Raw genomic sequence first — 24,417 nt, 5'->3', positions numbered from 1 at the left:
CCAAAAATCACCCTCGCAGCCTTAACTGCTGCTGACGGTGAATTTCTCAAAATCCGTCCAGTTCATATTGGCCTCGCTATCGATATATTGCATCGATCCTACGCGCCAGAAATAGTCCCCTAGCGGCAAATCGGACAGGCTGATCTGCTTTTCCGTCAACCCTGCCTCATCAACAAAGGCTGGGCCTTCGATAGTGCCTCGGTAAAGTTGGAAATGATAACGGATAACGCCTTTGCCTGCACCCGACCATTTGAACTGCCATCCGTCGGCACTCGATGATGAAGAGCCGCTTACCGAATTCTGCCGGCGTTTGAAGGCGTAGATGGATGGCATGCCCTCCAGCCCTGCGGCAGAGATTGCGCGAAAGCGTGCGAAATAATTACCATCTTCGATCATCCCAATTTCGGCGTTTTGGGAGAGCGTCGCGGTGTCTACGACAATGTCTTGGAAGCCCGCATCGGTCGCAATCGTGACACGCGTGCCGCCGGGGGGAACTGACGGCAAAGTGAAGCGGACCACATCAGCGGTCTGCGGCCGACCGGCGTTGGTGATTTCCAGACGCGGCAAAAGCGCTTCCCGGATCGATCTGCCATCGGCATTAACGGCAAGGCCGTTCCCTGCCGGAAGTGGCGCGGCGGCACGGCCTGCAACATTTACCGCAAGAGCGCCATCGACGACTTCGGCGAAATCGCGGTTGGCGACATCGTCAAAGCGTGCATCGAAATCGGTTCCGCGCACGGCGGACACCGCCTTGGGGGTGCGCATCCGATAGCTGTCATTCGGTCCCTTATGGGGCACTACCTTGGAACGAGCAGAACCGCGATCAACCTGAAAGTCATAATCGAGCGTAGCACCCAGCACATAACGACGCAGTCTTAAAATACGCAGATCGCTGTTAGAGGGGAGTGAAATGCGCGATCCATCTTCAAGTGCCATGGTGGCAAAGGATCCCGCACTCGTCCGTAGTCGCTGCCCTTCGCCCAATTCTACTCCCGACACGACGGCACGCTCGGCATCTTTGGGACCCGCCAGAACCTGCCCGCGAACCGATGTCAGCGTTGCAGTAGACGGCTGGAATTTGAGCAACCTGCGCGGCACCCGGATGATGGTACCAACGGGAATTTTGTGCGGATCGGCGAGGCGGTTTGAACGCTGGATCACACGATATTGGTCGGCCTGAACTAAGTATTTCTTGCCGAAACCAATCAGCGTGTCACCCTTGACTACCGTATAGCGTATATCATCCTCTGCGTGGGCGGCAGATGGAAGTCCGGTCATGGACAACGCCAAGGCAAGGATGAACGCCCAATTGCGCAACGAATTAGCCCCTATCCGTTGTCTCCAGTCGGTATCCGTAACCGAAAACGGTAAAAATCCGGAACCCATTTTCAGGCTTGAGGTCCAGTTTGCTCCTGACGCGCGAAATGTGCATGTCCAGGGTGCGCGTGGCAAGCGCCGCTGTGGTGCGCCAGATCGCTTCCATGATGTAGTTGCGTGAGAGCGTTCGGTCGCGATTGCGGAAAAACATGTCCGCCAATTCAAATTCCTTGGCCGTCAGCGTGATGATGGTGCCATCAATTGTCACCGTCTGGCCGATACGGTCAAATTCGTAGCGTCCGTAAACCGCCTTGGTGTCAAAAGAACCGCTATTGGCGTTGCGCCGCAAAACCGCGTTGATGCGGGCGGCAATGACCGTTGGATCTTCGGGTTTGGTGATATAGTCGTCCGCGCCTGCATTCAGCGCGTCACTGATGTCGCGCTTTGCTGTGCGGTTTGTCAGCATGATGACAGGGGGGCGTTCCTGCAGTGCGGATTGCATCCACACGAGCGTAGCCAGCCCATCCTTTTTGGGCATCGACCAATCCATGATCACTAGATCAAAGGTCTCGCGCACCAAAGCTTGCGACAATGCGGCTCCATCTGCAAAAGTCATCGAATGATGACCCATACCTTCAATGATGGATTTCAAAAACTGTACGACATCGACTTCATCGTCGGCAATTGCTACTCGCATGCATGTTACCCCACTTAACATTCACACAGTAAAAATTGTCTGGTCTCAATTTCTACTGCGCACTCAGCAGGCCTCAACTAATGGTAAAAAATTAATTACGCTATAGAGGCTGCGCATTCGTTACCATCTTTTACATAGAAGGTCGCGGGGATTTTCGCATGTGCGCCGCAAAAAGTGCAAAAGGTGCGCAAAGTTTGGCTGGGGTGGCAGGATTCGAACCTGCGAATGCCGGTACCAAAAACCGGTGCCTTACCACTTGGCGACACCCCAGCAGCTGCGCCACGTTATCGGGCGAGCGAGCGGCCTTATAACGTCCTAAAACTGCTTGGCAACCGGCCGATTGCTCAATTTATCCGGTCGACCCAACCATAGGGATCGGGCGCGGTGCCGCGCTGTATATCGACCAGCCGTGCTCGCAATTTCTCGGTCAACTGGCCAGGTCCGCCGCTGCCGATCGTGAAGCTGCCATCACGGCCGTGGACACTGCCTACAGGGGTCACAACGGCCGCAGTCCCGCAGGCGAAAGTTTCAACAAGCCGACCGCTTTTTGCGTCTTCGCGCCATTGATCGATCGCATAATTTTCTTCGCGTACGGTCAGGCCTTCGGCTCGGGCGAGCTGAATCAGCGAATCCCGCGTGATCCCCTGCAGGATTGTGCCATCGGCAGGTGGTGTCAGCATGCTGCCATCATCAAACACAAAAAACAGGTTCATGCCGCCCAGTTCCTCGACCCAGCGATGTTCGGCCGCATCCAGAAATACAACCTGATCGCAGCCTTGGCCGGTTGCCTCTTGTTGGGCGATCAGGCTGGCCGCATAATTGCCGCCGCATTTGGCCGCACCGGTTCCGCCGGGGGCGGCGCGTGTATAGTTTTCCGAAATCCAGATCTTGATCGCGGGAGCGCCGCTTTTGAAATAATTACCCGCAGCAGAGCAGATTACCATGAACAGATATTCGGATGATGGCTTGACGCCCAGAAACACTTCGCTGGCGATCATGAAGGGACGGATATAAATTGATCCCCCTTCGACGGGCGGGAACCAAGCCTTGTCCGCGTCGATCAGGGCTTTGATCGAATCTATGAACAACTGCTCGGGCAATTCGGGCATGGCGAGCCGGCGTGCCGACTGGTTGAAGCGCCGCGCATTTGCATCGGGACGGAACAACGCCATCGATCCGTCTGTCAACCGATAGGCCTTCAACCCTTCAAAAATTTCCTGAGCATAATGCAGCACTGCCGTTGCCGGATCGAGACTTAGCGGTCCGCGCGGGCCTAGCGTTGCGCTATGCCAGCCCAGATCGTCACTATAGCGTATAGTCACCATATGGTCTGTGAACACGCGCCCAAAACCCGGGTCCGCAATAAGGCCATTGCGCGCCTCGTCGGAAGCAGGCGCAGGATGATCCAGGCGAATGAGGGCCGGCAGAGACTGTTCCATCAGAAATCCATTGTGAAATAAAATTACGTAAATTGCTCTTGTCAGGAAATGCTTGCACTCAGTTTCGGCGTGCGTCAAGATACGTCAACATGGCTGTCCCATCTTCCTTTGGCACCGAAATGCTCTCACCTCCGGCATCGCCGCTTTTCCTGCGCGAGGATGAAGTGCGGCGCGGGGTTGAACTGCTATACTTTGGCTATACCCGGCTGACCCGATCGGTCGATGAACTTCTGGTGGACCATGGTTTTGGCCGTGCCCATCATCGCGCGCTCTATTTCATCGCGCGCCAGCCTGATCTGCCGGTAAGTGCACTTTTGCGCATATTGGCAATCACAAAGCAGTCGCTAGGCCGTGTGCTGAATGAACTGGCCGCAAAGGGAATGGTTGAAACGCGCGCCGGCGAAACCGACCGGCGACAGAAGCTGTTGCGACTGACCGAGGCAGGAAGCGCACTTGAGGTGCAACTTTTCGAAGCATTGCGCGCCGGCATGTCGAGTGCTTATGCCACTGCCGGTCAGGAGGCTGTGACAGGCTTCTGGCGCGTGCTGGAAGGGCTAGTCCCTGAAGAGGAGCGCGGCATGGTGATGCAGTTGCAGGGAAGGGGTCGGTGATGGACGCGCGTATCGCAAAGTTGGAAGCAACGATCCGCGCGCGCCGTGATGGCGATGCCTCCCAGAGCTATGTCGCCTCGCTATTTGCCAAGGGCCGGAAAAAAATTGCCGAAAAGGTTGGCGAAGAAGCGACCGAAACGATCATCGCCGCGCTTTGCGAAACGCCTGAAAAGCTCACCAGCGAGGCTGCCGATCTTTTGTTCCATCTGGCGATCCTCCTGGCCGAGTCCGATCTCAGCCTAGATGATGTTTTGAACGAACTTGAACGTCGCGAAGGCGTTTCCGGGATAGCGGAAAAGGCCAGCCGAGATGTCGCCAACAAGGAGTGATCCATGCCCGTTGATGCAACCGCGCCTTATGACAGCCAAAATATTTTCGCAAAAATCCTGCGCGGGGAAATTCCCAATCGCACTGTCTACGAAGACGAATGGGCGCTGGCCTTTCACGACATCAACCCGCAGGCGCCGACGCACATATTGGTGATCCCCAAGGGCGCCTATGTCAGTTGGGATGATTTCAGCGACCGTGCCAGCGAGCCTGAAATTGCTGGTTTCATTCGCGCCGTTGGTCATGTCGCCCGTGAAAATGGTCTGGTTCAGCCGGGTTATCGCTTGCTCGCAAATGCTGGTCTTGATGCCCATCAGGAGGTGCCGCATCTGCACGTTCATATTTTTGGTGGTCGCCCGTTGGGCCCTATGCTGGTTCGCTAATGGCGGCCAAGGGCAAGTCTTTGCTTTGACAGCAGTAAAGCCTATGGTGCGACAATGATTTGGTACCCATCCCCCAATTTCGGCGAGCGCACGCTGCCGATCACGATGCTCGTCCTCCATTACACCGGCATGAAGAGCGGGCCAGCAGCGATCGAATGGCTGGCTAATCCTGCATCCAAGGTATCGGCTCATTATGTTGTCGAGGAGGATGGGCAGATTGTGCACATGGTGCGGGAGGAGCAGCGCGCGCAACATGCCGGCCTGTCCTATTGGCGTGGCGTTACCGATTGCAATAGTGCGAGCATCGGTATTGAAATCGTCAATCCGGGGCATGAATGGGGCTATCGCCCTTTTCCCGAAGCGCAGATGGACGCGCTGGTGCCATTGATCGCTGAAATCATGGGAACTTATGGAATAAACCCACGCAATGTCGTCGGTCATAGCGATGTCGCGCCCGCCCGCAAACAGGATCCAGGCGAGTTGTTCGATTGGGAACGGCTAGCGAAGTTAGGCCTGGCTATTCCGCGGCCGACCAAGAATCCTGTTGACCCGGGTTGGAGTGACGCGGCTTTCCTGCTGGCTCTGGAACGCTATGGCTATGGCGTTGCTGATGGCCCCGCAGTGGTTGTCGCATTCCAACGCCGTTTCCGTCCCGAAAATGTTGATGGCATCATAGACGGCCAGTGCCGTGCGATCCTTTGGAGCCTGTTGTTGGAATATGAAGGCGGACCTGCTATTGCCTGAGGTGCCAGAGGGTCGGGCGGCCGCTGCTGTTGCTTTATGGCGGCAGGAGAGGAAAGTCCGGGCTCCAGCGAGGAACGGTGCCGGGTAACGCCCGGCGGGTCAGAGAGCGATTTCTGATTTAGGGAAAGTGCAACAGAAAGCAGACCGCCATGGCTTCGGCCGGGTAAGGGCGAAAGGGTGCGGCAAGAGCGCACCGCGTGGGTGGCAACATTCGCGGCACGGCAAACCCCACCGGGAGCAAAATCGAATAGGGGCGGCATATGGGTTTCCTCCACTCCGTCGCCCGGGTTGATTGCTTGAGTGCCGCAGCAATGCGTCGCCTAGAGGAATGGCCGCACATCTGCGCCGGTTCTGCCGGTGCGGAGGACAGAACCCGGCTTATAGACCCTCTGGCAAATTCCTTTTCCCACGTTACTTGCCGTTACGGATAACTTGCCTTTCAGCGACGGGGAACGACCCTTTTCGTTTACTTGGTCCGGTTTTTGTGTTTCTTTCTAGTCTGGAGCAGTTGTTTCAGAGGGGAATGATAATGGCAGTAATTGATCGTGCGAAGAATATCCTTCTCAATCCAAAGGCGGAATGGGACATCATCGCTAAAGAGACGACAACTGTTGGCGGGTTGTTCTCGGGCTATGCCTGCATATTGGCGCTCGTCCCTGCGATTGCTGCCATTCTGTTCATGGGCGTGCTCGGTCTTGGTCTTGGCGGTATGGGGGCAGCCAGCGGCATGATGGCCGGCCTCGGGCTCGGCTATTGGGCTACGACTGCCATTGTCGGATATTTTGTCGGCCTGGGCCTGCTCTGGCTGGTTGCCTTTATCGTCAAGGCTGTATCGCCTAGTTTCAACGGTAGTTCGGATATGGTGCAGGCGACTAAGTTGATGGTTTATGCAGCGACGCCGACTTGGGTCGTCGGCTTAGTATCGTGGATTCCGGTCTTGGGTTGGGTGCTGTCACTCGCTGCAATGGCCTATGCGGTATACCTGATTTACCTCGGCGTGCGTCCCGTTCTTGAAGTACCGCAGGAAAAGGTTGCGGGAATGACCGTGGTGACCATTTTGGTCTATGTCATCGCATCCGTCATCATCGGTGGCGTGGTTGCTGCTGCGATTATCGGGTCGATGTTCTCCGGGGCAATGATGGCCGGTGCGGCTGGGATGTGATTTAGCCGCTTTCGGCCTAGCAAGGTTGCCCGGCCGTCGCTAAGGCGGCGGCATGGTTCGATCTTCACGCAGTAACGATTGGGGTTTCCCGCGCTGGCGCGGTTATGGAACTGCGCGCGAAGCACAGGCCGTGCGTCTCTGCGACAGGGTAGGCTGCGAACGGCCGGGCAAATGCCCCGCGCCTAAATCGCCAAATAATCCCGATCGCTGGATGTTTTGTGAAGAACATGCGGCGGAGTACAATAAGGGCTGGGATTATTTTGCCGGTCTGACTGCCGAAGAAGCCGCCGAGCGTGAGGCCAATGAAAGGCGCGATTCCAGTGGCTATCGCGAATCTGCGCATTATGGCTGGATGGGCCCGGGTGATGGCAGTCGCAGCAGGGATGAAATGCGTGCGCTCGAGTTGTTTGGCCTCGATCCGGACGCAAGTTTCGAAGATGCGAAAAAGGCGTGGCGCAAGATCGCCAAGGAAACTCACCCAGACGTCAACCCGGGCAATGCCGACGCCGCCAAGGCATTTCAGGCAGGCCAAGCTGCCTATGACGTCCTGCGTGCAGCCGAAGAGAGGCGCAATTTTAAGGGTTAACCGGTTTGCCTCTCATCAGGCGCCAACAGTAAAGGCGCGGAGTGATTCGTTTTTCCGCCTCGATGCGAAGCTTCGCCGCTTTCCTGCTGGTTGCCGTGCTTGCCACGCGCATGCTGGTGCCGGCTGGCTGGATGCCGAGCACGGAAAAGGCGTTTGCGATCACTGTCTGTACGGGAATCGATACCCAGACGGTCTGGTTGAGTACCGACGGCAAAACGCACAAACAAGACCCTACCAAGACGGATAGCGCAGACCATCAGCCCTGTACCTTTGCGGGCGGTTCTTTCACGCATTTGCCTTCGGAAGGCATTGCCACGTCTAAATTCGCTCCGGCTCAATCCGGAGTGCCTTCATTCCAGGCTGATAGTGTCACCATCGGCCAAGGCCTTGCTGCGCCTCCACCGCCATCAACAGGACCGCCGTGCCTGATCTGACCCTTTATCGCGGCTGCTTCCCGGCCGTTTAGCAAGTTTCAGATTAGGAATTCACAATGTTTATCAAATCCAACCGCGCCGTTTTGGCGTGCGCTATTGTTGCGGGTGCATATCCGCTGTCTGTTCAGGCCGAAGAAGCGGCGGAACCAACCATCATCGTAACCGGTCAGGCGGCGTCGACTGCTGCTGCCGAGGAAATTCTTCAACGCCCTGGCGGCGTCGATATCGTCAATCACGAAGACTATGCTGATCGCTTTCCGGTAAGCCTGCGAGACGTTCTTTCTTTCTCACCGGGCGTTTATCTCCAGCCACGTTATGGGCAGGAAGTGCGGATTTCGATCCGGGGTTCCGGTATCTCGCGGGGCTTTCACATGCGCGGCTTGACGTTGTTGCAGGATGGCATTCCGATCAACCTCGCCGATGACAATGGAGATTTCCAGGAACTGGAGCCGATATTTTTCGATCATCTTCAGGTGTTTCGTGGCGCCAATGGGTTGCGTTTTGGTTCCGGTACATTGGGCGGGGCGATCAATGGTGTGACACCGACCGGACGGACGGCTGGAGGCGTTTATGCTCGTTTTGACGTGGGCAGCTTCAATACGGCACGGGGTCTTGTCTCTGCCGGTGTCACTGGCGATGCGGTGGATGCATGGGGTGCGATCAGCGCTGATACATCGGAGGGTGGCCGGGTTCAGGCCTCTCGCCGGTCATTGCGCTTCCATGGCAATGTGGGGCTGCGCCTGTCGGACAGCATCACCAACCGTAGCTATGTCAGCTTCAACAACATTAATCAGGAAATCCCCGGTGCGCTTACACAGGCTGTTGCGTTAAGCACCCCTTGGGTGGCCAGCGCGGCGAGCATTGCCGGTGATCAGGCACGCGACATCGATTCAATTCGGATACAGAACCGCACAACTTTTGACTGGGGTGCTTCGCAACTGAATGTCGGCCTGTTCGGCAACGTCAAGTCGCTCTATCACCCGATCTTTCAGGTGATCGATCAGGAAAGCGTTGATTATGGTGCTTTCGCTCGGCTGGAGCATGAAGCTGGACCGCTCAGTTTTACCCTGGGCGGAGAAATCCGTCGCGGTTCAACCAATGCGCGTCAGTTCGTTAACATTGCTGGTCGGCGCGGGGCGATAACGTTCGCCGCTGACCAAGATGCGCGGACTGCCAATCTTTACGGTGAAGTCACGGTGCAGCCGGTGGACGGTCTGTCATTGATTGCGGGCGCTGTATATGCGGACGGCTTTCGTCGGCGCTCCGTCACTCTGTCGACATCGCGCAGCGGCGGCACCAGCTATAATGCGTTTTCACCGCGCTTCGGCATCCTGTTTGAGCCAGAAGATAATGTGCAGGTCTTTGCCAATTATAGCCGGTCAGCGGAGTTTCCGGGCTTTGGCGAAGTGTTTCAGGTAACTGGCACTCCTCCGGTCAACCAGCTTGTCACCACGTTGCGGCCGCAGACAGCCTGGACCGCAGAGGTCGGCATGCGCGGCACAGCGGGTATCGTCGGCTGGGATTTGTCCGTCTATCGGGCGACGCTGCGAAATGAGATGCTGCAGTTTAACGTCAATCCCGCGACGGGTATTCCGGCGGCTACCTTCAATGCCGACCGCACGCTGCATCAAGGAATTGAGGCGGGTCTCGATATTGCTGCAACCGCGTGGCTGCGGCTGCGCCAAGTCTACACCTATTCCGATTTCCGCTTCCGCGGTGATGCTCAGTTTGGCGACAACCGCCTGCCGGTCGTGCCGCGCCATGTCTATCGCGCTGAATTGCGGATCAGTGGCGAAAGCCTGCACATTACCCCGAATTTCGAATGGGTGCCGCAGGGTGCGTTTGCCGATTATCGAAATACGGTGCAGGCGCCGGGCTATACGCTGATCGGTCTGTCGGCGGGCGCGCAGCTATTTGATGGCGTCGATGCTTTTCTGGATATGCGCAATTTGGCGGGCGAAAACGGCATTGGTGATATCAGCGCAGTAATTACGGCTACCGCCGCATCTGCCATCTATCAGCCAGTTGAACGCCGCGCCGTCTTTGCCGGTTTGCGGACACGGTTCTGAAAGGGGCGGGATGATGAATAAGACAGCTTTTTATCGCACGATCTGGCGCTGGCATTTCTACGCCGGCCTGTTCGTTCTGCCCCTTGTGATGCTGCTGTCGGTGACCGGAGCGGCCTATCTGTTCAAACCGCAAATCGAACGGTGGGAAGAAAGTGCCTTTCGTGGCGGCAACGCCGATGGTGCGGTTTCTGCAAATGTGCACTTGGCAGCCGCCATGGGCGCGTTTCCGGGAGCACAGTTTCACAGCTATCGCTTGCCTGAAAAGCCCGGCGATGCGGCAATGCTGCACCTCGCGATGGCCGACGGAAAATCGATGCGCGACGTTTTCGTCTCGCCGCAAGGCAAGGTATTGGGCAGTCTGGACCCCGAAAGCCGCATCGCCCCAACGCTCGCTAACATACATGGTTCGCTGATGATCGGGCGAGTTGGCGACTGGATCGTTGAACTGGCGGCAAGCTGGACCATCGTCATGATCCTGACAGGGCTCTACCTTTGGTGGCCGGAGGGAAGGGGCCTTGCCGGAATTGTCTGGCCAAGACTGCGGAGCGGAAAGCGCCTGTTCTGGCGCGATTTGCACGCTGTCATCGGTTTCTGGATTTCGGGCCTTGTGCTGGTCCTGCTGCTCACCGGACTGCCCTGGGCAAGTGTCTGGGGTGAGGCCTTTCGCGCGGTCAGGGCAGAAATGGGATGGGTACAAGGCGCGCAGGATTGGAAAACCGGTGCCGCATCGCCCCATGCCGCGCATGATCATGATGCTATGTTGCGGCAGCAGGCGGCCGGGGTGCCGTTGACCTCGCTCGATCAAATCGTCCGCAAGGCAGTCGCGGAGGATATGGCATTTCCTGTCGTGGTGCTTCCTCCGGGTGCGCCACAGGCCCATGGCCCGTCAAACGATATGGCCTGGACGGTTAAATCCGAAACGCAAAACCGGCCGCTGGTGCGCTCGGTCACCTTTGATGCGGCGACCGGGGCGGAAGTCGAACGAAAGGATTTCGGCGACAAGCATGTCATCGATCGGATCGTCAATTATGGCATTGCCTGGCATGAAGGGCAGCTTTTCGGCTGGATCAATCAGTTGGTTGGGGTGCTTACTGCGCTAGGGCTGTTGACGCTGTGCGTGTCAGGATTTGTGATGTGGCGCAGGCGCAAGCCGCAGGACGGATTGGGTGCACCACCATTGCCGCCGGTACCGGTCAAGCTGCGTGGAGTGGCGGTGATGATTTTGGCGGCCGCTATTTTGCTACCATTATTGGCCGCGTCGCTGATCCTGTTGTTGCTGTTTGAACGGCTGATCCTGCCGCGACTTCCACGGCTGGCGAGCTGGTTGGGCGTTCAGCGGGCGGCGGAGTAGCGCGCGGCGGTTTCGCGGATTAGCGCGATCATATTGGGGATGCCCTGCGTCCGGTTCGAGCTCAACTGGTTTTTGAGATCGAACGGGGCGAGGGCGCCTTCAATATCGAGGGTGCCGATTTCGTTCGCACTTTTGCCCTCGACAGTCTTGAGGACCAGCGCAATGATGCCCTTGGTTATGGCAGCATTGCTATCGGCAAGAAAGGTCAGGTGGCCGACGTCCTCGACCGGATAGACCCAGACTGAGGCGGAACAACCGCGCACCAGTGTCGCATCGGTTTTAAGCGCCTCAGGCATCGGCGACAGGGCCTTGCCAAGATCGATCAACAACCGGTAGCGATCGTCAGCGTCGAGAAATTCATATTCGTCGAGAATGTCGGCAAGCGCAGTCATACCGGCAGCGCTTATGGCGTTGACGTTCAGATATCAATGCCCGCAGCGATCGCCTCAAGCTTTTTCACCCGTTCTTTGAGGTCGGCGACCTCGATCCGGGAGACGGCGGAGGGCACGCCTTCGGTGGACGGGCGATGCACGCTTTCAAGCTCTGCACGCTTAAAGTCGATCCAGTCACGCCAACCGCGAAGGCCGGCTGTTGCAATCACCCCGACCATGGCGAGGGTAATTGCACTAATGACGATATAGAAGCTGGGATCCTGAAACATGGTTCCTTCCTTCCGGCTTTAACGATCGCGCAGCGCTTCGATCTGACGGCTGACGTCGGTTGCACTGCTGTTTTCGGTGGCGATACGCTCCAGCACCTGGATGCGTTCCTTGAGTTCGCGGATCTCGCTTTGCATCGCCATTGTGTCGGCGTTGCCGATCTGGCGCTGGGTCTTGTTGTCCATCATGTCTTCATCTTCGATAATTCCGTATTTCGCCTTTTGGCGGTTCGAAATCACCTTGCCGATGGTGACGATCAGGATGATCGCAACCACCATTGTGAACGGATCTCCAATCATTTGTGAACCTCCTTTTCATGTGCGGGTTCTACACGCGGGGGTAGGGCACGAAGGGCTTCGATTTCATTTGCCAGGCTATAGCCCTGGTCGGTAACGATACGTTCCAGCACGGCGACGCGCTCTTCAAGCCGGCCTTTATCAGCCGCATATTGGGCGGCCTTTTCGGCAATATTTTGCGCATCAAGCTCCATCTGCCGGGTTTTCATATTCAGCCAGGGGCGGAAAATGGCACCTGCAAAGATAGCTAACAGTCCACAACTGATGCCAAGGATCGGGATAAGTAGGGGGCTCATTTCGGGTTGCTCCGGTTGTTCAGTTCGTCGGGCCGCGTAACGCTTCGATCTCGGCAGTCAGCCGATGGGTATCATCGACAACGATTTTCTCCACACTGGCCAGACGATCCTTGATCGAACCGAGCTCAGCACGGAGCTGCGCATTTTCCTGACTAAGCAGTCTTACACGCTCGACCGCTTCCTGATCGCTTTTTGGATATACTGCTTGTCCCCAGGCTCCATCGAGCGGGTAGCCGTGCTTGATGCGAAGCCGCGTCGTATACACCCAGCCTGCGACGGCGCTGACGCCAATAACTACAACAGCCGGGGCCAGAATATTCGCAATCATCGGGTCCATCTATTTCCTCCTTGTTGCTATTCAGCGCAAATTCTCGATTTCTTCTGACAATCGGGAAGACTTGTCGGTTGCGATGCGCTCCAGGACCGCTACCCGTTCTTCAAGGCGGCTCAGCTTGCCGGTCAGTTGTTCATTCTCGCTGGTCAGCAAATGAACTTTGCGATCCACCTCTGGATAGTCGCCATCGGTCAGTGCGGACTTGCCGCCCCATTCATCCTCTAGCGGGTAGCCGTGCTTCGCTCGGATCCAGTTGTTGATCAGCCAGCCGCCCGTGCAGATCGCTACAATCGCCACAATGAATGCCGGTCCCTCGAATAACATGCCCTGTCTCCCTCAAACTCGCGCAGGTTCAGCGCAGGCTTTCGATTTCGTCGGCAAGTTGCTTGTTATTGCTGACATAGAAGGTTTCCATGTCGGCAAGGCGACGGTCGATTTCACGGAAACGCGAACGTATGTCGCGGGTGGTGCGGGCAGGGGACTGGCGCACGCCCTGCCAGAATTTCTGCTCTTCCTTATCCTCTGTATAGAGGTGGACGGGTTTTTTGTCGGCAAGCCAGGCCGTGATCCAGTAAGCGATCAGGGTCCATGGAAAGCCGCCCATGAGGGTTAGCGTCACGGCGCCAATCCGCACCCAGAGCGCGTTCACTCCGGTATAGTCGGCAATCCCTGCGCATACGCCTTTCCATTTGGCGTTCTGCTTATCGAGATAGAATTTGGTATGCTGGCCAGCCATCTCAGTTCTTCCTCTCCAGTCGGCGGATTTCTTCAAGTTTGGCATAATCGTCAGCTTCGTGATCGAGGCGGCGAGGGTGCCAATCCGGGTTGTCTTGGGCCACCAGCCGCTCGACAGTGTCGAGCCGCTCTTCAAGGCGGCGGGCGAGTTCGTGCATGTCGCCGAGCATGCGCTCATCATCATTGGTGAGCGTTGCAGCGGTTTTCCAGCGGGTGACGTAATGCATCACCAGCCAGGGCAATCCGATGAACAGGATGCCGACAACAAAAATCGGTACGAGTATATCTTCCATCGGCTCAGCCCTTCTTCATCGCTTTTTTCATGGCTTCAAGTTCGGCATCGACTTCGTCAATTGTGCCGAGGGCGTCGATCTCGTCGCCCAAAGTGCGCGGTGCATCTGCGCCGATCGTGAGCGCGTCAGCATAGCCTTGCGCTTCATCGACACGGCGTTCGAGATCATCGAAACGGCTGAATGCGTTGCGGACCTTGTCACCATTGTACATGGTGCGCAGCTTGACCTGGTTTTCTGCGCTTTCCAGTCGCGTCATCAGGGCATTCTGGCGCGAACGGGCATCGATCAGCTTTTTCTGCAGCTTATGGATATCACCTTCCGATGCCTTTAGCGCATCGTCGAGTACGGCAACTTCGGCGCGCAACTGTTCGGCCATGTCGGTGGCCTTCTTGCGCTCGACAAGCGCGGCTTTGGCAAGATCCTCACGATCCTTAGATAGCGCCAGTTGGGCCTTTTCGGTCCAATCGGCCTGCAGGTGGTCGAGCTTGGCGATATGCCGCTGCAATTCTTTTTTGTCGGCGATGGTACGCGCGGCAGAGGCGCGAACCTCAACCAGCGTTTCTTCCATTTCCATAATGATCATGCGGATCAGTTTTGCCGGGTCTTCCGACTTGTCGAGCAGGTCGGTGACATTGGCAGCGATGATATCGCGGGTTCGCGAAAAAATGCCCATTGGGATACTCCGGATTCTCTGAAATTCAGGCGACTTATATATTGTTCCAAAAGGGGCGACCGGGGCAAGCTCGGTTAGGGGAGCTGGGGTCGAGCTTTTGTGCCCCGGTCGACGGCGCATCATGTCAGGCAAGATAAGCGCTGACGACGAGGGGCCGGTTATACTGTTCTGCTGCATGGCTGCTCAGATCTTTCTGCTGAACGACAAAGGACGAAAGACCAAAGGCGATCAGAATCAACATCGAGACAGATGCACCTGCGATCGTTCCGGTCGGACGGGGTTCGGTCTGGTTGAGATTTTGCATTTTCTTATCCTTTGATTTGAGCCTTCATCGGGCTTGCCAAATACTAAGCAGGATGCGTGCCAATTTGTGCAGATTGGCGGTTATCCAGAGGAATCGGAGCTATATGCGCCTTCTGGATGCGCCTCGATGATGTGAAGCTTGCCAATATGTGGTGAAATATGCCAAACATGTGGAATGGAGCGCGGGGTTCAGTTCATCGGCCAATCGTCGGCCTTTCTCGACGCGGTCGAACGTGCGAGCCGAGCCGCCTCGCTGAACCGGCCGGTACTGGTCGTCGGTGAACGCGGTACCGGCAAGGAACTGATCGCCGAACGTCTGCACCGCCTGTCGCAACGCTGGGACGGTCCCTTGGTGACGATGAACTGTGCGGCGCTTCCCGAAACTTTGATCGAGGCCGAATTGTTCGGCCATGAGGCGGGCGCCTTTACCGGCGCAACCCGTGCCCGCGAGGGCCGGTTTGAGGAAGCGCATGGTGGCACGTTGTTCCTTGATGAGCTTGGCACGCTGAGCATGGGTGCGCAGGAGCGTCTGCTGCGCGCGGTCGAATATGGCGAAGTCACCCGTATCGGGTCGTCAAAGCCGATCCGTGTCGACGTGCGCATCGTCGGCGCAACCAATGAAAATCTGCCGGTCATGGTCGAAAAAGGGCGGTTCCGTGCCGACCTTCTGGACCGGCTGTGTTTTGAGGTCGTCACCTTGCCGCCGCTGCGCGTGCGCGAAGGCGATATCGAGGTGCTTGCCGACTATTTTGGTCGGCGGATGGCCAATGAACTGGAATGGGATGGCTGGCCAGGTTTCGGGCCGGTTGCGACGCGCGCGCTCGAAAATCACGAATGGCCGGGCAATGTGCGCGAGTTGCGTAATGTCGTCGAGCGCGCGGTCTATCGCTGGAATGATCCCGGACAGCCGGTCGATTATGTGCAGTTCGACCCGTTTGAAAGTGATTGGATGCCGCAGGCGATGCCCTCTTCGCCTGCTTATGTCGCGCCACCTGCGACAGATGATGTCGCCGATATGGCCGGCCCGGTGCGCCATTCAACCGATTTTTCGGCGATCAATGGCGCTGCGATCAAGGTTGGCGATTTTCGGGCCACGACGGAAGCCTTTGAAAAGGCGTTGCTGGAACAGGCGCTGGCACAGAACCGCTATAATCAGCGGCAAACGGCAAAGGCACTGAACCTCACTTATGACCAGCTGCGCCATTCGCTGAAAAAGCATGATTTGCTAGGTTAGCGGCAGGCACAAAAAAGGCGGCCCGAAAGCCGCCTTTTCTTTATTCAAAGCTGCCCGTAATCAGCCGCCGTTAAAGGCGATCATTGCATAAAGCATCGGGATCGAAAGCAGCGTGTTGGTGCGCGAGAACATCATCGCACGGGTCGCAGCTGCTGCCTTGGTCGCATCGTCGGCTTCGACAAGGCCAAGCGCCTTTTGCTGGGCCGGCCAGATCACGAACCAGACGTTGAACGCCATGATCAGTGCCAGCCACATGCCGATACCGATCAGGCGATGGGTTTCGCCAAGCATCAGTGCGTCAACCAGATACCCTGCGCGGTGAGCAATGATCAGACCAAACAACACGGTCAGTGCCGCGCCCCAGCGGAAGAAGAACAGCGCCGACGGAGCGATATGCTTCGAAACGCCCGGTTTCAGTTCTGCCGGGATTTTCGGCATGGTCGGGATCTGCACAAAATTGAAATAATAGAGCAGGCCGATCCAGAGGATACCAAAGAAAGTGTGCAGCCAGCGGATCGTTTGCTGTTCCAGATCGCCATTGGCCGGCACCGCGAAAATCAGCGCGAGTGCCAGCACAAAGCCGACCCCGAGCACTGCGTGCAGATTACCGAAAAATTTGCTCATTCTTCCTCCTGTTTCTTGTTCATGGGCGCGACGACCCTAATTAACCGGGAAAAAGCTAAACCGCCGTGCCGTGCTTGTCACATGTTTTTTGGACATAGGACGGAACGGTAAGGGAGACAAAGGGTTCAAAGGGTGGGGCAATTACAACCAAGGACAGAACAATGCCTTACATTCTTCCCGATCTTCCTTATGCCCCTGATGCTTTCGGAGACATACTTTCCGCCGAAGCGTTCGAATATCATCACGGCAAACATCATCAGGCCTATGTCACGAAAACCAACGAATTGATCGGCGCAGATGCGTCGCTATCGGGTGCCGCGCTTAGTGAGGTGATCCGTGCCGCGCGCGAAGGTGGCCAAACCAGCCTGTTCAACAATGCGGCGCAGCTATGGAATCACAGCTTTTACTGGCAATGCCTGTCGCCCGATGCGCAGCAGCCCTCTGGAAGGCTCAAGGACATGATCGACCAGTCGTTCGGTTCGTTCGACGCAATGAAAACCGCGCTGCACAAAGAGGCTGTTGGCCATTTTGCAAGCGGTTGGGCGTGGCTGGTGCTCGATAAAGGAAGTTTGAAGATCCTATCTTTGCACGATGCCGATACGCCGGCGGCACATGCCATGCAGCCCTTGCTGACAATCGATGTGTGGGAACATGCCTATTATATCGACTATCACAATGCCCGGCCGGACTATGTGCGTAACTTGTTGGATCGGGCAATTAACTGGGAATTTGTCGCCCAAAATCTGGATGGCAAAGGGGTCAGCCGGGCTGACCAATAGACATCAGTCTTGCGGCGGTGCGGGCGGTTCTTCACCAAGTTTCAGCCCGTGCCGCATCAGCATCGGGATATTGGCCAGCGCAAAGACGAAGGTGACAATCGTCACGCCCCAAACCTTGAGCGTCAACCACAGGTCGAAGTCGAGCATCGCACGCATGGCTTCATTGGCCAGCGCCAGTGCCGCGAAAAACAAGCCCCAGTTGAGCGAGAGTTTGAGCCAGCCTGTATCGTTGAGGCCATCATAGGCCGCTTCAAGCACATAACGGAGTAATGCCCGGCCGCGTAGCCAGCCACCGATCAGCAGGAGCGCGAAAAAGGCGTAGATGATCGTTGGCTTGATCTGGATGAAGCGCTCGTCATGAAACCACAGGGTCAATGCCCCGAAAAACACGCCAAGCCCTGCGGTCAGCTTTAGCATCGGGGATATCCGGCCCAGTTTCACGCGCGAAATGATGGCGGCGACGATGATCGCGGCCATGAACACCGCTGTACCGACAATCGCCCCCTGTTTGGGATCGGTCGGCGAACTGCCCAGTTTTGATGCGATGAAAAACAGCAGTAACGGCCCGAAATCGAGCGCGAAGCTGAGTGTGCCATGTTTTGGCTTTGCGGGCGTAGCGGCCTCGTTCATGCCGAACCTGCTATGGCGGTTGCAAGATCGCGCGGATCAAAGGGGCGCAGATCCTCCATGCTCTCACCAACGCCGATGGCGTGAATGGGCAGGCCGAACTGTTTGGCCGCGGCAACAAGGATGCCGCCTCGCGCGCTGCCATCAAGCTTGGTCATCACCAGCCCGGTAACGCCGGCCACTTCCTTGAAAACCTCAATCTGCGAAAGCGCATTCTGGCCCGTCGTGGCATCGAGCACCAGAACGACATCATGCGGGGCAGCGGGGTTGAGGCGGCCAAGGACGCGGCGGATCTTGGCCAGTTCATCCATCAACTCGCTTTTGTTCTGCAGTCGGCCGGCGGTGTCGACAATCAATACGTCAATTCCCTCGGCTGTTGCCTTTTTGACGGCGTCAAAGACGATGCTGGCCGAATCCCCGCCTTCGGGGCCGGTAATGATGGGTACGCCGACGCGGTCAGCCCAGACCTTGAGCTGGCCGATGGCGGCTGCACGGAAGGTATCGCCCGCCGCCAGCAGGACGCCATAATCCTGTTCGACAAACAGATGCGCCAGCTTTGCGATGGTTGTGGTCTTGCCCGACCCGTTAACGCCAATCACCAGAATGACCTGCGGCCTTGGAAAGGCTTCAATTTCAAGTGGTTTGGCGACAGGAGCGAGAATTTCTGTCAACTCGTCAGCGACAACTTGGCGGATGCCGGCAAGATCGATGCCTTTGTCGAAACGCGAACTGGCCAGTGTGTCGCGGATCTGCGCAGCGGTGGCCGGCCCAAGATCCGAAACGATCAACGCTTCCTCAATCGCATCAAGGGTGTCGGCATCAAGCTTGCTCTTGGTGACCAGTCCCGCCAGATTGTCGGTCAGCTTGCTGGACGTTTTCTTGAAGCCGCCGAACATCCGTTCGCGCCAGCCGGGTTTCTCACTCATGCGGCAAGCTTTCCTTTGAGCCGTCCATTTTCATGTCCTTCGATTGTCGCCGTGACAAGGCTGCCTTCTGGTTGCGACTGATCAAGTTCGACATAGGCGAAATTTTCCGAATGGCCAGATGTGCCGCCTGCTTCGACGACGATTTTCTGAGAAGAACCGGTCAGTGAGGCAAGCCAGGCCCCGCGCCGTGCGGCGACGGCTTCGCGCAGCGCGCGGGCGCGCGCCTTGATCGCTGCTGCCGGCACTTGCGGCATGCGCGCGGCCGGGGTGCCCGCCTTGGGCGAATAGGGAAAGATATGGCCATGGACGATGTCGCATTGGTCGACCAGCGCAAGGCTGTTTTCGAACATTGCCTCATCCTCTGTCGGGAAACCGGCGATGATATCTGCGCCAATGGCGATGTCGGGGCGTGCAGCCTTCATACGGGCGACGATCTCAATTGCCTGTTCGCGGCTATGGCGGCGTTTCATGCGTTTCAGGATCATATTGTCGCCGGCTTGCAGCGAAAGGTGGATATGCGGCATCAGCCGTGGCTCGCCAGTAATTAATGCGAACAGCCGGGCGTCAATCTCGACCCCGTCAATAGAGGACAGGCGCAGGCGGGGCAGGCCGGGCACATGGCGCAGGATGCGTTCCACCAACAGACCCAGATCGGGCCGGCCGGGCAGATCATGGCCATAGCTGGTGACGTCGACCCCGGTCAGCACCACTTCCTGTATGCCGCGATCCACAAGGCGCTGGACATGTTCGACGACCTGACCGGCGGGAACCGAGCGACTGTTACCGCGGCCATAAGGGATGATGCAAAAGGTGCAGCGATGGTCGCACCCCGTCTGCACCTCTACAAAGGCGCGGGTATTGCCCGAAAAGGCGGTGGCAAGATGCGGCGCGGTTGCCTGCACCGCCATGATGTCGCTGACGCGGACCTTGGGTCCGTCAATCGCGAACAAAGCGGGGGACTGTTTTTCCACATTGCCGATGACGGCATCGGTTTCTGCCATTGCCTCGAACGTCTGCGGTTCAATCTGTGCAGCGCAGCCGGTAACGACAATCCGCGCGTCGGGGCGGCGCTTGCGGGCCTGGCGGATCGCCTGACGCGTCTGGCGGACCGCCTCATTGGTGACGGCACAGCTATTGACGATCACAAGATCGCTGGCGTCCCCCAGTTGCTCGGCAAGGGCATGGCTTTCCGCAAGGTTCAAGCGGCAGCCCATGGTGATGATTTCTGCGCCGCTCAACCGAACTGGCTCCAGTCTGCGCTGCCGGTAAAGACATGGGTGGCGGGGCCTTCCATCTCGATCGCGCCGCCATGTTCCCAGCTTATCGTCAATGTGCCGCCGGGCAGGGCGACCGTCACCGGTGATTGCGCACGGCCGCTGCGGATTGCGGCGACCGCGGTGGCGCAGGCGCCGGTGCCGCAGGCAAGGGTCAGGCCGACGCCGCGCTCCCACACGCGCAGTTGGACGTTATGCGGGCCGCGCACTGTGGCGACGTTAACATTGACCTTTTCGGGGAAAAGCGGGTCGGTCTCGATCAGCGGGCCCAGCCGTTCCAGATCGATGGCGTCGCAATCGGGCACGAAGAAGATGGCATGTGGGTTGCCGACATTGACCGCCATTGGCCGTTCCAGCACCTCCCAGCCGACGGGCATGTCGGCCGTGTCCATCGGCATAGCGAGCGGTATCAATTCCCAATCCAGCGCGGGCGGGTTGAAAAAGACGGTGGCGCTGCTTTCCTGAGGCCGCGTTTCCAATATGCCGGCCAGCGTTTCGATCCGCGCGGGCCCGTCCATCAACGTCGCGACGCAGCGGGTGGCATTGCCGCACGCCTCTACCTCGCTGCCGTCGGCGTTGAAAATCCGCATCTTGATGTCGGCGATGGCAGAGGGTTCAAGCAGGATCAGCTGGTCACAGCCAATGCCTGTGCGGCGATCGGCAATGGCGTGCGCGCGCGCCGCCGTCATTGCGACGGGTTCGGTGCGGGCATCGATGACGACAAAGTCATTGCCCAGCCCGTGCATCTTGTGAAACGGAGCGGCCATAGCGGCCGCGCCTTACGCGAACCGGGCCTGCCGGTCCAGAATCATTCGGCCTGAGCCGCGCGGGTCATCCTGCGGCGCGATTGACCGCCGGGGTGTCGACTGGCGCGGATATATTGCTTTTTTGGGCGAGGTTCGACGAACGGCGCGCGTGCAGCAAATTGCGTTCGGCGAGTAGTTTGCGCACCGCATCAATCGTCATCGGCTGGCCATAATACCAGCCCTGACCCTTGCTGCAGCCCAGATCACGCAGGCGCGGGATCAGAACCTCTTCCTCAATTCCTTCTGCGGTGATCGGCACGTCAAGGCTGCTGCCCAATCCGGCGATGGCAGAAACGATCGCCGCGCTTTCGGGGTTTTGCAGCATCGTCGAGACGAAACTGCGGTCGATCTTGATCCGGTCAAAGGGCAGGGCGCGCAGATGCGCAAGCGAGCTGTAGCCCGTGCCGAAATCGTCGAGCGCAATCCGGATGCCCTGGTTTTTGAGGCTGCCGACGATCGACTGGGCGAGGCTTAGATTCTTGAATAGCGAGCTTTCGGTGATCTCGACTTCGAGCCGGTTCGCCGGAAAGCCGGTTTCGACCAGCAGCTTGACGATTTTCTGGGCAAGCCAGGGGTCTTTGAGCTGAACCGGTGAAATATTCACCGAAATCGTCAGCTTGGGATCCCAATTCTTTGCTTCAAGCATCGCCTTGCGGATGATGCCGAGCGAAATGTCGCCGATCATGCCGGTTTCTTCAGCAACAGGGATGAATTCGTCGGGCGGGATCAATCCGCGTACCGGGGATACCCAGCGCGCCAGCATTTCAAAGCCCGAAAGCTCGCCCGTTTCCAGATCGATCTGCTGTTCGAAATAGGGAACAAATTCGTCATTGGGGATCGCGGCGCGGATATCGGCTTCCAGCGAATTGCGCGTGCGCAGCTCGACTTCCATGCCATTTTCAAACCAGCAAAAGCCGTTTTTACCGTTCTTTTTCGCCGCATAGAGCGCGATGTCGGCGCGACGGATCAGCATGTCGATCGAATCGCAGTCAATTTCCGGCCGGCTGATGCCGATTGACGCGGTGATGCTGTGATCGGTGTCACCGATGGTGATCGCGCGGGACAGTATATCGATCAGGTCTTCGGCAATGCGATCGACAGTTTCGGGAAATTCGGGTTCGAAGACGACGCAGACACCGAATTCATCGCCGCCAAGCCGCGCCAATACGCTGGACGGCGGCACGGTATCGCGCATCCGGTCTGCAACTTCGCGCAGCAACTGGTCGCCGCTGTCATGGCCGTAAAGATCGTTGACCTTTTTGAAGCCATCCAGGTCGATCATCATGAAAGCCACAGACTTGCCCCGGCGTGATGCCCGGTTGGTCAGTTCGGAGGCCTTTTCCTTGATTGCGCGGCGATTGAACAAATTTGTCAAAGGGTCGGTGATGGCGAGATGCTGGGCACGTACTTCAGCCTTGCGGTACACATCGACCTCGTCGCTCAATGCCGTGGTCCGGCGCCAGATCATCAGGATTAGCGCGATGTTGAGGAGGAGCGCCGATACCATCGCCTGGTCGGTTGTCCGGCCGCTGCCGAAAAATTGGCCGACCAGTTGGGTACCCACTGCGCCGCCGACGAAAACAAAAGTGCCCAGCGCGCCAATGATCAGCAGGTTGCTCAACCAGCTTGAACTGTGCCGGCCCTTTGGCAGTGCCGTGCCGTCGTCCGCATGTGTCTGTTTTCTGGCGATCATGCCGGAAATGCCCCTTCAATTTCAGAGGACCTTATGCGAAAAAAAGGTCAATATTGGGTTAATTACGACTTTTGGAGGTCGCGCCATCAGGCTTGCAATTGCGCGCAAGCGCGGCTAAGGGCGCTTTCCAAGCGGGCCAGTCCCGCATTTTTGAAGATGTGACAGAAGCTCACACGCCGGTCAGCGAGGTTTCGCCCACCGGCGTTTTGTGCGTTTTTGCCGACATGGCGAAGGATTTGGGATGTTCGACAAGCTGAGCGACCGGTTGGGAGGCGTGTTTGACCGCCTGCGCGGTCGCGGCGCGTTGAATGAAGCCGATGTCCGTGAGGCAATGCGCGAAGTCCGCGTCGCCTTGCTCGAAGCCGATGTGGCGCTGTCTGTTGCGCGCGACTTTGTCGAAAAAGTAACCGAACAGGCCGTGGGCCAGTCTGTGTTGCGCTCGGTCACCCCAGGTCAGCAAGTCGTCAAGATCGTCAATGACGCGCTTGTCGAAATGCTTGGTGCCGATGCCAGCGAGCTTGATCTGGCGGTAACGCCGCCCGCGATCATCATGATGGTCGGCTTGCAAGGCTCGGGTAAGACCACGACGACGGCGAAGATCGCCAAGCGGCTGAAGGAAAAAGAGCGCAAGAAGGTGCTGATGGCGTCGCTCGACGTCAATCGTCCTGCCGCGCAGGAACAACTCGCGACGCTGGGCACGCAGATTGACGTTGCGACCTTGCCGATCGTTTCCGGCCAGCAGCCGGTCGATATTGCAAAGCGCGCGATGCAAGCGGCCAAGCTGCAGGGCTTTGACGTGCTGATGCTCGATACTGCGGGTCGTCTGCATGTCGACCAGCAGTTGATGGATGAAATGAAGGCGGTGGCCAATGTTGCCACGCCGCAGGAAATCCTTCTCGTTGTCGACTCTCTGACCGGTCAGGACGCGGTCAACGTCGCCCAGAATTTCGGCGAGCAGGTCAATCTCACCGGTGTCGTGCTGACCCGTATGGATGGCGATGCGCGCGGTGGTGCGGCGCTGTCGATGCGCGCGGTTACCGGAAAGCCGATCAAATTTGCCGGCGTTGGTGAAAAGATGGATGCGCTTGAGGCGTTCCAGCCTTCGCGCGTTGCCGGACGCATCCTTGGCATGGGCGATGTCGTTGGCCTGGTTGAGCGTGCGGCACAGGTCGTCGAACAGGAAGACGCCGAGAAACTCGCCGCCAAAATGGCGAAGGGCCAATTCGATCTTGACGATCTGCGCGCCCAGTTGCGGCAGATGACCAAGATGGGCGGTCTTGGCGCGCTTGCCGGAATGATGCCCGGCATGAAAAAGGCGAAGGCCGCGATGGCGCAGAGCGGGATGGACGACAAGATCCTGCACCGCATGGATGCGATCATCGGATCCATGACGCAAAAGGAACGCAGCAAGCCGGAGCTTCTGAACGCGAAGCGCAAGATCCGCGTCGCCAATGGTTCAGGCGCGACTGTGCAGGATGTGAACCGTCTCCTGAAAATGCACAAGGAGATGGAAACCGCGATGAAGCGGATCAAGAAAATGGGCGGCCTTAAGGGGCTTGCTGCCTTGTTTGGAAAATCGGGCGGCGATCTGGGCGCGACAATGGAAGGCATGCATGGCCTTCCCAAGGGCGGTCTTGGCGGGGGCTTTCCCGGCCTTCCCGGAATGCCTGGCAGCGGCGGTGGATTGCCATCGGATATTGCGAAATTATTGAATAAAAAGAAGTAAATACATTCATTTTTGAGTT

Annotated in this window: 31 protein-coding genes, 1 tRNA gene and 1 other RNA gene; 13 read left to right on the top strand and 20 right to left on the bottom strand. The window is 57.7% G+C overall.

The window, feature by feature from the left end:
* Positions 1–21: 21 nt before the first annotated feature.
* The 4 genes from RSE16_11705 to RSE16_11690 form a co-directional block, all read right to left on the bottom strand.
* On the bottom strand, positions 22–1,278 hold the full coding sequence (locus RSE16_11705; GenBank protein WRH75366.1) for a FecR domain-containing protein: 1,257 nt from the start codon (positions 1,276–1,278) through the stop codon (positions 22–24).
* Between the two features lie 43 nt (positions 1,279–1,321).
* Positions 1,322–2,014: a response regulator transcription factor gene (locus tag RSE16_11700; protein WRH75365.1), complete on the bottom strand. Its 693-nt coding sequence runs from the start codon at positions 2,012–2,014 to the stop codon at positions 1,322–1,324.
* A gap of 195 nt (positions 2,015–2,209) precedes the next feature.
* Positions 2,210–2,284 (bottom strand) — tRNA-Gln (locus tag RSE16_11695).
* Between the two features lie 74 nt (positions 2,285–2,358).
* Positions 2,359–3,453 (bottom strand): branched-chain amino acid aminotransferase, encoded by a 1,095-nt coding sequence (locus RSE16_11690; GenBank protein WRH75364.1) that lies wholly within the window; start codon positions 3,451–3,453, stop codon positions 2,359–2,361.
* A gap of 89 nt (positions 3,454–3,542) precedes the next feature.
* Between RSE16_11690 and RSE16_11685 the strand changes: the two genes are divergently transcribed.
* The 10 genes from RSE16_11685 (at position 3,543) to RSE16_11640 (ending at position 11,120) form a co-directional block, all read left to right on the top strand.
* Positions 3,543–4,064 carry a MarR family transcriptional regulator gene (locus RSE16_11685; protein WRH75363.1) on the top strand — a complete coding sequence of 174 codons (522 nt, stop codon included), beginning with the start codon at positions 3,543–3,545 and terminating at the stop codon, positions 4,062–4,064.
* Positions 4,064–4,393 carry a phosphoribosyl-ATP diphosphatase gene (locus RSE16_11680; protein WRH75362.1) on the top strand — a complete coding sequence of 110 codons (330 nt, stop codon included), beginning with the start codon at positions 4,064–4,066 and terminating at the stop codon, positions 4,391–4,393. The genes RSE16_11685 and RSE16_11680 overlap by 1 nt, the downstream gene beginning before the upstream one ends.
* Positions 4,394–4,396: 3 nt before the next feature.
* Complete coding sequence (locus tag RSE16_11675; GenBank protein ID WRH75361.1) at positions 4,397–4,774, top strand: histidine triad nucleotide-binding protein; 378 nt, start codon at positions 4,397–4,399, stop codon at positions 4,772–4,774.
* A 54-nt stretch (positions 4,775–4,828) separates the two neighbouring features.
* Positions 4,829–5,518, top strand: a complete 690-nt coding sequence (locus tag RSE16_11670; protein WRH75360.1) for an N-acetylmuramoyl-L-alanine amidase — start codon at positions 4,829–4,831, stop codon at positions 5,516–5,518.
* Positions 5,519–5,522: 4 nt separating this feature from the next.
* Positions 5,523–5,915: RNase P RNA component class A (gene rnpB / locus RSE16_11665), an RNA gene on the top strand.
* 132 nt (positions 5,916–6,047) lie between these two features.
* Entirely contained in the window at positions 6,048–6,680 is a 633-nt protein-coding gene (locus RSE16_11660; protein WRH75359.1) for a Yip1 family protein, read from the top strand.
* Between the two features lie 52 nt (positions 6,681–6,732).
* Positions 6,733–7,266: a J domain-containing protein gene (locus RSE16_11655; GenBank protein ID WRH75358.1), complete on the top strand. Its 534-nt coding sequence runs from the start codon at positions 6,733–6,735 to the stop codon at positions 7,264–7,266.
* Positions 7,267–7,307: 41 nt separating this feature from the next.
* Complete coding sequence (locus RSE16_11650; GenBank protein ID WRH75357.1) at positions 7,308–7,700, top strand: hypothetical protein; 393 nt, start codon at positions 7,308–7,310, stop codon at positions 7,698–7,700.
* A gap of 56 nt (positions 7,701–7,756) precedes the next feature.
* Positions 7,757–9,769 (top strand): TonB-dependent receptor, encoded by a 2,013-nt coding sequence (locus RSE16_11645; protein WRH75356.1) that lies wholly within the window; start codon positions 7,757–7,759, stop codon positions 9,767–9,769.
* A 10-nt stretch (positions 9,770–9,779) separates the two neighbouring features.
* Positions 9,780–11,120 (top strand): PepSY domain-containing protein, encoded by a 1,341-nt coding sequence (locus RSE16_11640; GenBank protein ID WRH75355.1) that lies wholly within the window; start codon positions 9,780–9,782, stop codon positions 11,118–11,120.
* On the opposite strand, the gene RSE16_11635 is transcribed toward RSE16_11640, so the two are convergent.
* The 10 genes from RSE16_11635 to RSE16_11590 all read right to left on the bottom strand — a co-directional run bounded on the left by RSE16_11635 (position 11,102) and on the right by RSE16_11590 (position 14,710).
* Positions 11,102–11,512, bottom strand: a complete 411-nt coding sequence (locus RSE16_11635) for a SufE family protein (GenBank protein WRH75354.1) — start codon at positions 11,510–11,512, stop codon at positions 11,102–11,104. The two genes, RSE16_11640 and RSE16_11635, sit on opposite strands and share 19 nt — an antisense overlap.
* Positions 11,513–11,538: 26 nt before the next feature.
* A complete protein-coding gene (locus RSE16_11630; protein WRH75353.1) occupies positions 11,539–11,781 on the bottom strand; it encodes a hypothetical protein in 243 nt (80 codons plus the stop codon).
* A gap of 18 nt (positions 11,782–11,799) precedes the next feature.
* Positions 11,800–12,078: a hypothetical protein gene (locus tag RSE16_11625; protein ID WRH75352.1), complete on the bottom strand. Its 279-nt coding sequence runs from the start codon at positions 12,076–12,078 to the stop codon at positions 11,800–11,802.
* On the bottom strand, positions 12,075–12,371 hold the full coding sequence (locus RSE16_11620; GenBank protein WRH75351.1) for a hypothetical protein: 297 nt from the start codon (positions 12,369–12,371) through the stop codon (positions 12,075–12,077). Before RSE16_11620 ends, RSE16_11625 begins: the two co-directional genes overlap by 4 nt.
* A gap of 19 nt (positions 12,372–12,390) precedes the next feature.
* Positions 12,391–12,708, bottom strand: a complete 318-nt coding sequence (locus tag RSE16_11615) for a hypothetical protein (protein ID WRH75350.1) — start codon at positions 12,706–12,708, stop codon at positions 12,391–12,393.
* Between the two features lie 21 nt (positions 12,709–12,729).
* Positions 12,730–13,029, bottom strand: a complete 300-nt coding sequence (locus tag RSE16_11610) for a hypothetical protein (protein ID WRH75349.1) — start codon at positions 13,027–13,029, stop codon at positions 12,730–12,732.
* 28 nt (positions 13,030–13,057) lie between these two features.
* Complete coding sequence (pspC, locus tag RSE16_11605) at positions 13,058–13,441, bottom strand: envelope stress response membrane protein PspC (protein ID WRH75348.1); 384 nt, start codon at positions 13,439–13,441, stop codon at positions 13,058–13,060.
* 1 nt (position 13,442) lies between these two features.
* Complete coding sequence (gene pspB, locus RSE16_11600; protein ID WRH75347.1) at positions 13,443–13,733, bottom strand: envelope stress response membrane protein PspB; 291 nt, start codon at positions 13,731–13,733, stop codon at positions 13,443–13,445.
* 4 nt (positions 13,734–13,737) lie between these two features.
* Positions 13,738–14,406, bottom strand: coding sequence for a phage shock protein PspA (gene pspA / locus RSE16_11595; GenBank protein WRH75346.1), 669 nt, complete (start codon positions 14,404–14,406; stop codon positions 13,738–13,740).
* 124 nt (positions 14,407–14,530) lie between these two features.
* Positions 14,531–14,710 (bottom strand): hypothetical protein, encoded by a 180-nt coding sequence (locus RSE16_11590; protein WRH75345.1) that lies wholly within the window; start codon positions 14,708–14,710, stop codon positions 14,531–14,533.
* A gap of 174 nt (positions 14,711–14,884) precedes the next feature.
* Here RSE16_11590 and pspF point away from each other — a divergent pair, with 174 nt between their 5' ends.
* Positions 14,885–15,943 (top strand): phage shock protein operon transcriptional activator, encoded by a 1,059-nt coding sequence (pspF, locus tag RSE16_11585; protein ID WRH75344.1) that lies wholly within the window; start codon positions 14,885–14,887, stop codon positions 15,941–15,943.
* 60 nt (positions 15,944–16,003) lie between these two features.
* On the opposite strand, the gene RSE16_11580 is transcribed toward pspF, so the two are convergent.
* The gene (locus RSE16_11580) at positions 16,004–16,567 is read right to left on the bottom strand and encodes a urate hydroxylase PuuD (GenBank protein WRH75343.1); all 564 of its coding nucleotides are present in this window, start codon (positions 16,565–16,567) and stop codon (positions 16,004–16,006) included.
* A gap of 161 nt (positions 16,568–16,728) precedes the next feature.
* Between RSE16_11580 and RSE16_11575 the strand changes: the two genes are divergently transcribed.
* Positions 16,729–17,346 carry a superoxide dismutase gene (locus RSE16_11575; GenBank protein ID WRH75342.1) on the top strand — a complete coding sequence of 206 codons (618 nt, stop codon included), beginning with the start codon at positions 16,729–16,731 and terminating at the stop codon, positions 17,344–17,346.
* 3 nt (positions 17,347–17,349) lie between these two features.
* Here RSE16_11575 and RSE16_11570 read toward each other — a convergent pair whose 3' ends face one another.
* From RSE16_11570 to RSE16_11550, 5 genes are all read right to left on the bottom strand, one after another.
* Positions 17,350–17,976 carry an inner membrane-spanning protein YciB gene (locus RSE16_11570; GenBank protein ID WRH75341.1) on the bottom strand — a complete coding sequence of 209 codons (627 nt, stop codon included), beginning with the start codon at positions 17,974–17,976 and terminating at the stop codon, positions 17,350–17,352.
* Positions 17,973–18,899: a signal recognition particle-docking protein FtsY gene (ftsY, locus tag RSE16_11565; protein WRH75340.1), complete on the bottom strand. Its 927-nt coding sequence runs from the start codon at positions 18,897–18,899 to the stop codon at positions 17,973–17,975. The genes RSE16_11570 and ftsY overlap by 4 nt, the downstream gene beginning before the upstream one ends.
* Positions 18,896–20,137, bottom strand: a complete 1,242-nt coding sequence (gene mtaB / locus RSE16_11560; GenBank protein WRH75339.1) for a tRNA (N(6)-L-threonylcarbamoyladenosine(37)-C(2))-methylthiotransferase MtaB — start codon at positions 20,135–20,137, stop codon at positions 18,896–18,898. Before mtaB ends, ftsY begins: the two co-directional genes overlap by 4 nt.
* On the bottom strand, positions 20,134–20,940 hold the full coding sequence (dapF, locus tag RSE16_11555) for a diaminopimelate epimerase (GenBank protein ID WRH75338.1): 807 nt from the start codon (positions 20,938–20,940) through the stop codon (positions 20,134–20,136). Before dapF ends, mtaB begins: the two co-directional genes overlap by 4 nt.
* 64 nt (positions 20,941–21,004) lie before the next feature.
* Positions 21,005–22,672 carry an EAL domain-containing protein gene (locus tag RSE16_11550; protein ID WRH75337.1) on the bottom strand — a complete coding sequence of 556 codons (1,668 nt, stop codon included), beginning with the start codon at positions 22,670–22,672 and terminating at the stop codon, positions 21,005–21,007.
* Positions 22,673–22,913: 241 nt separating this feature from the next.
* Here RSE16_11550 and ffh point away from each other — a divergent pair, with 241 nt between their 5' ends.
* Positions 22,914–24,398 (top strand): signal recognition particle protein, encoded by a 1,485-nt coding sequence (ffh, locus tag RSE16_11545; protein ID WRH75336.1) that lies wholly within the window; start codon positions 22,914–22,916, stop codon positions 24,396–24,398.
* The last annotated feature ends 19 nt before the right edge of the window (positions 24,399–24,417 follow it).

The organism is Sphingobium sp., assembly GCA_035196065.1.
Classification (GTDB): domain Bacteria; phylum Pseudomonadota; class Alphaproteobacteria; order Sphingomonadales; family Sphingomonadaceae; genus Sphingorhabdus_B; species Sphingorhabdus_B rara.
The sequence above is the reverse complement of the archived record's forward strand: the minus strand, read 5'-3'. Positions and strand labels throughout refer to the sequence as shown.

Bases quoted from the DNA above. Each gene is read 5' to 3' on its own strand.
- RSE16_11705 (WRH75366.1), bottom strand. From the start codon at position 1,278: ATGACCGGACTTCCATCTGCCGCCCACGCAGAGGATGATATACGCTAT.
- RSE16_11700 (WRH75365.1), bottom strand. From the start codon at position 2,014: ATGCGAGTAGCAATTGCCGACGATGAAGTCGATGTCGTACAGTTTTTG.
- RSE16_11690 (WRH75364.1), bottom strand. From the start codon at position 3,453: ATGGAACAGTCTCTGCCGGCCCTCATTCGCCTGGATCATCCTGCGCCT.
- RSE16_11685 (WRH75363.1), top strand. From the start codon at position 3,543: ATGGCTGTCCCATCTTCCTTTGGCACCGAAATGCTCTCACCTCCGGCA.
- RSE16_11680 (WRH75362.1), top strand. From the start codon at position 4,064: ATGGACGCGCGTATCGCAAAGTTGGAAGCAACGATCCGCGCGCGCCGT.
- RSE16_11675 (WRH75361.1), top strand. From the start codon at position 4,397: ATGCCCGTTGATGCAACCGCGCCTTATGACAGCCAAAATATTTTCGCA.
- RSE16_11670 (WRH75360.1), top strand. From the start codon at position 4,829: ATGATTTGGTACCCATCCCCCAATTTCGGCGAGCGCACGCTGCCGATC.
- RSE16_11660 (WRH75359.1), top strand. From the start codon at position 6,048: ATGGCAGTAATTGATCGTGCGAAGAATATCCTTCTCAATCCAAAGGCG.
- RSE16_11655 (WRH75358.1), top strand. From the start codon at position 6,733: ATGGTTCGATCTTCACGCAGTAACGATTGGGGTTTCCCGCGCTGGCGC.
- RSE16_11645 (WRH75356.1), top strand. From the start codon at position 7,757: ATGTTTATCAAATCCAACCGCGCCGTTTTGGCGTGCGCTATTGTTGCG.
- RSE16_11640 (WRH75355.1), top strand. From the start codon at position 9,780: ATGATGAATAAGACAGCTTTTTATCGCACGATCTGGCGCTGGCATTTC.
- RSE16_11635 (WRH75354.1), bottom strand. From the start codon at position 11,512: ATGACTGCGCTTGCCGACATTCTCGACGAATATGAATTTCTCGACGCT.
- RSE16_11630 (WRH75353.1), bottom strand. From the start codon at position 11,781: ATGTTTCAGGATCCCAGCTTCTATATCGTCATTAGTGCAATTACCCTC.
- RSE16_11625 (WRH75352.1), bottom strand. From the start codon at position 12,078: ATGATTGGAGATCCGTTCACAATGGTGGTTGCGATCATCCTGATCGTC.
- RSE16_11620 (WRH75351.1), bottom strand. From the start codon at position 12,371: ATGAGCCCCCTACTTATCCCGATCCTTGGCATCAGTTGTGGACTGTTA.
- RSE16_11615 (WRH75350.1), bottom strand. From the start codon at position 12,708: ATGGACCCGATGATTGCGAATATTCTGGCCCCGGCTGTTGTAGTTATT.
- RSE16_11610 (WRH75349.1), bottom strand. From the start codon at position 13,029: ATGTTATTCGAGGGACCGGCATTCATTGTGGCGATTGTAGCGATCTGC.
- pspC (WRH75348.1), bottom strand. From the start codon at position 13,441: ATGGCTGGCCAGCATACCAAATTCTATCTCGATAAGCAGAACGCCAAA.
- pspB (WRH75347.1), bottom strand. From the start codon at position 13,733: ATGGAAGATATACTCGTACCGATTTTTGTTGTCGGCATCCTGTTCATC.
- pspA (WRH75346.1), bottom strand. From the start codon at position 14,406: ATGGGCATTTTTTCGCGAACCCGCGATATCATCGCTGCCAATGTCACC.
- RSE16_11590 (WRH75345.1), bottom strand. From the start codon at position 14,710: ATGCAAAATCTCAACCAGACCGAACCCCGTCCGACCGGAACGATCGCA.
- pspF (WRH75344.1), top strand. From the start codon at position 14,885: ATGGAGCGCGGGGTTCAGTTCATCGGCCAATCGTCGGCCTTTCTCGAC.
- RSE16_11580 (WRH75343.1), bottom strand. From the start codon at position 16,567: ATGAGCAAATTTTTCGGTAATCTGCACGCAGTGCTCGGGGTCGGCTTT.
- RSE16_11575 (WRH75342.1), top strand. From the start codon at position 16,729: ATGCCTTACATTCTTCCCGATCTTCCTTATGCCCCTGATGCTTTCGGA.
- RSE16_11570 (WRH75341.1), bottom strand. From the start codon at position 17,976: ATGAACGAGGCCGCTACGCCCGCAAAGCCAAAACATGGCACACTCAGC.
- ftsY (WRH75340.1), bottom strand. From the start codon at position 18,899: ATGAGTGAGAAACCCGGCTGGCGCGAACGGATGTTCGGCGGCTTCAAG.
- dapF (WRH75338.1), bottom strand. From the start codon at position 20,940: ATGGCCGCTCCGTTTCACAAGATGCACGGGCTGGGCAATGACTTTGTC.
- RSE16_11550 (WRH75337.1), bottom strand. From the start codon at position 22,672: ATGATCGCCAGAAAACAGACACATGCGGACGACGGCACGGCACTGCCA.
- ffh (WRH75336.1), top strand. From the start codon at position 22,914: ATGTTCGACAAGCTGAGCGACCGGTTGGGAGGCGTGTTTGACCGCCTG.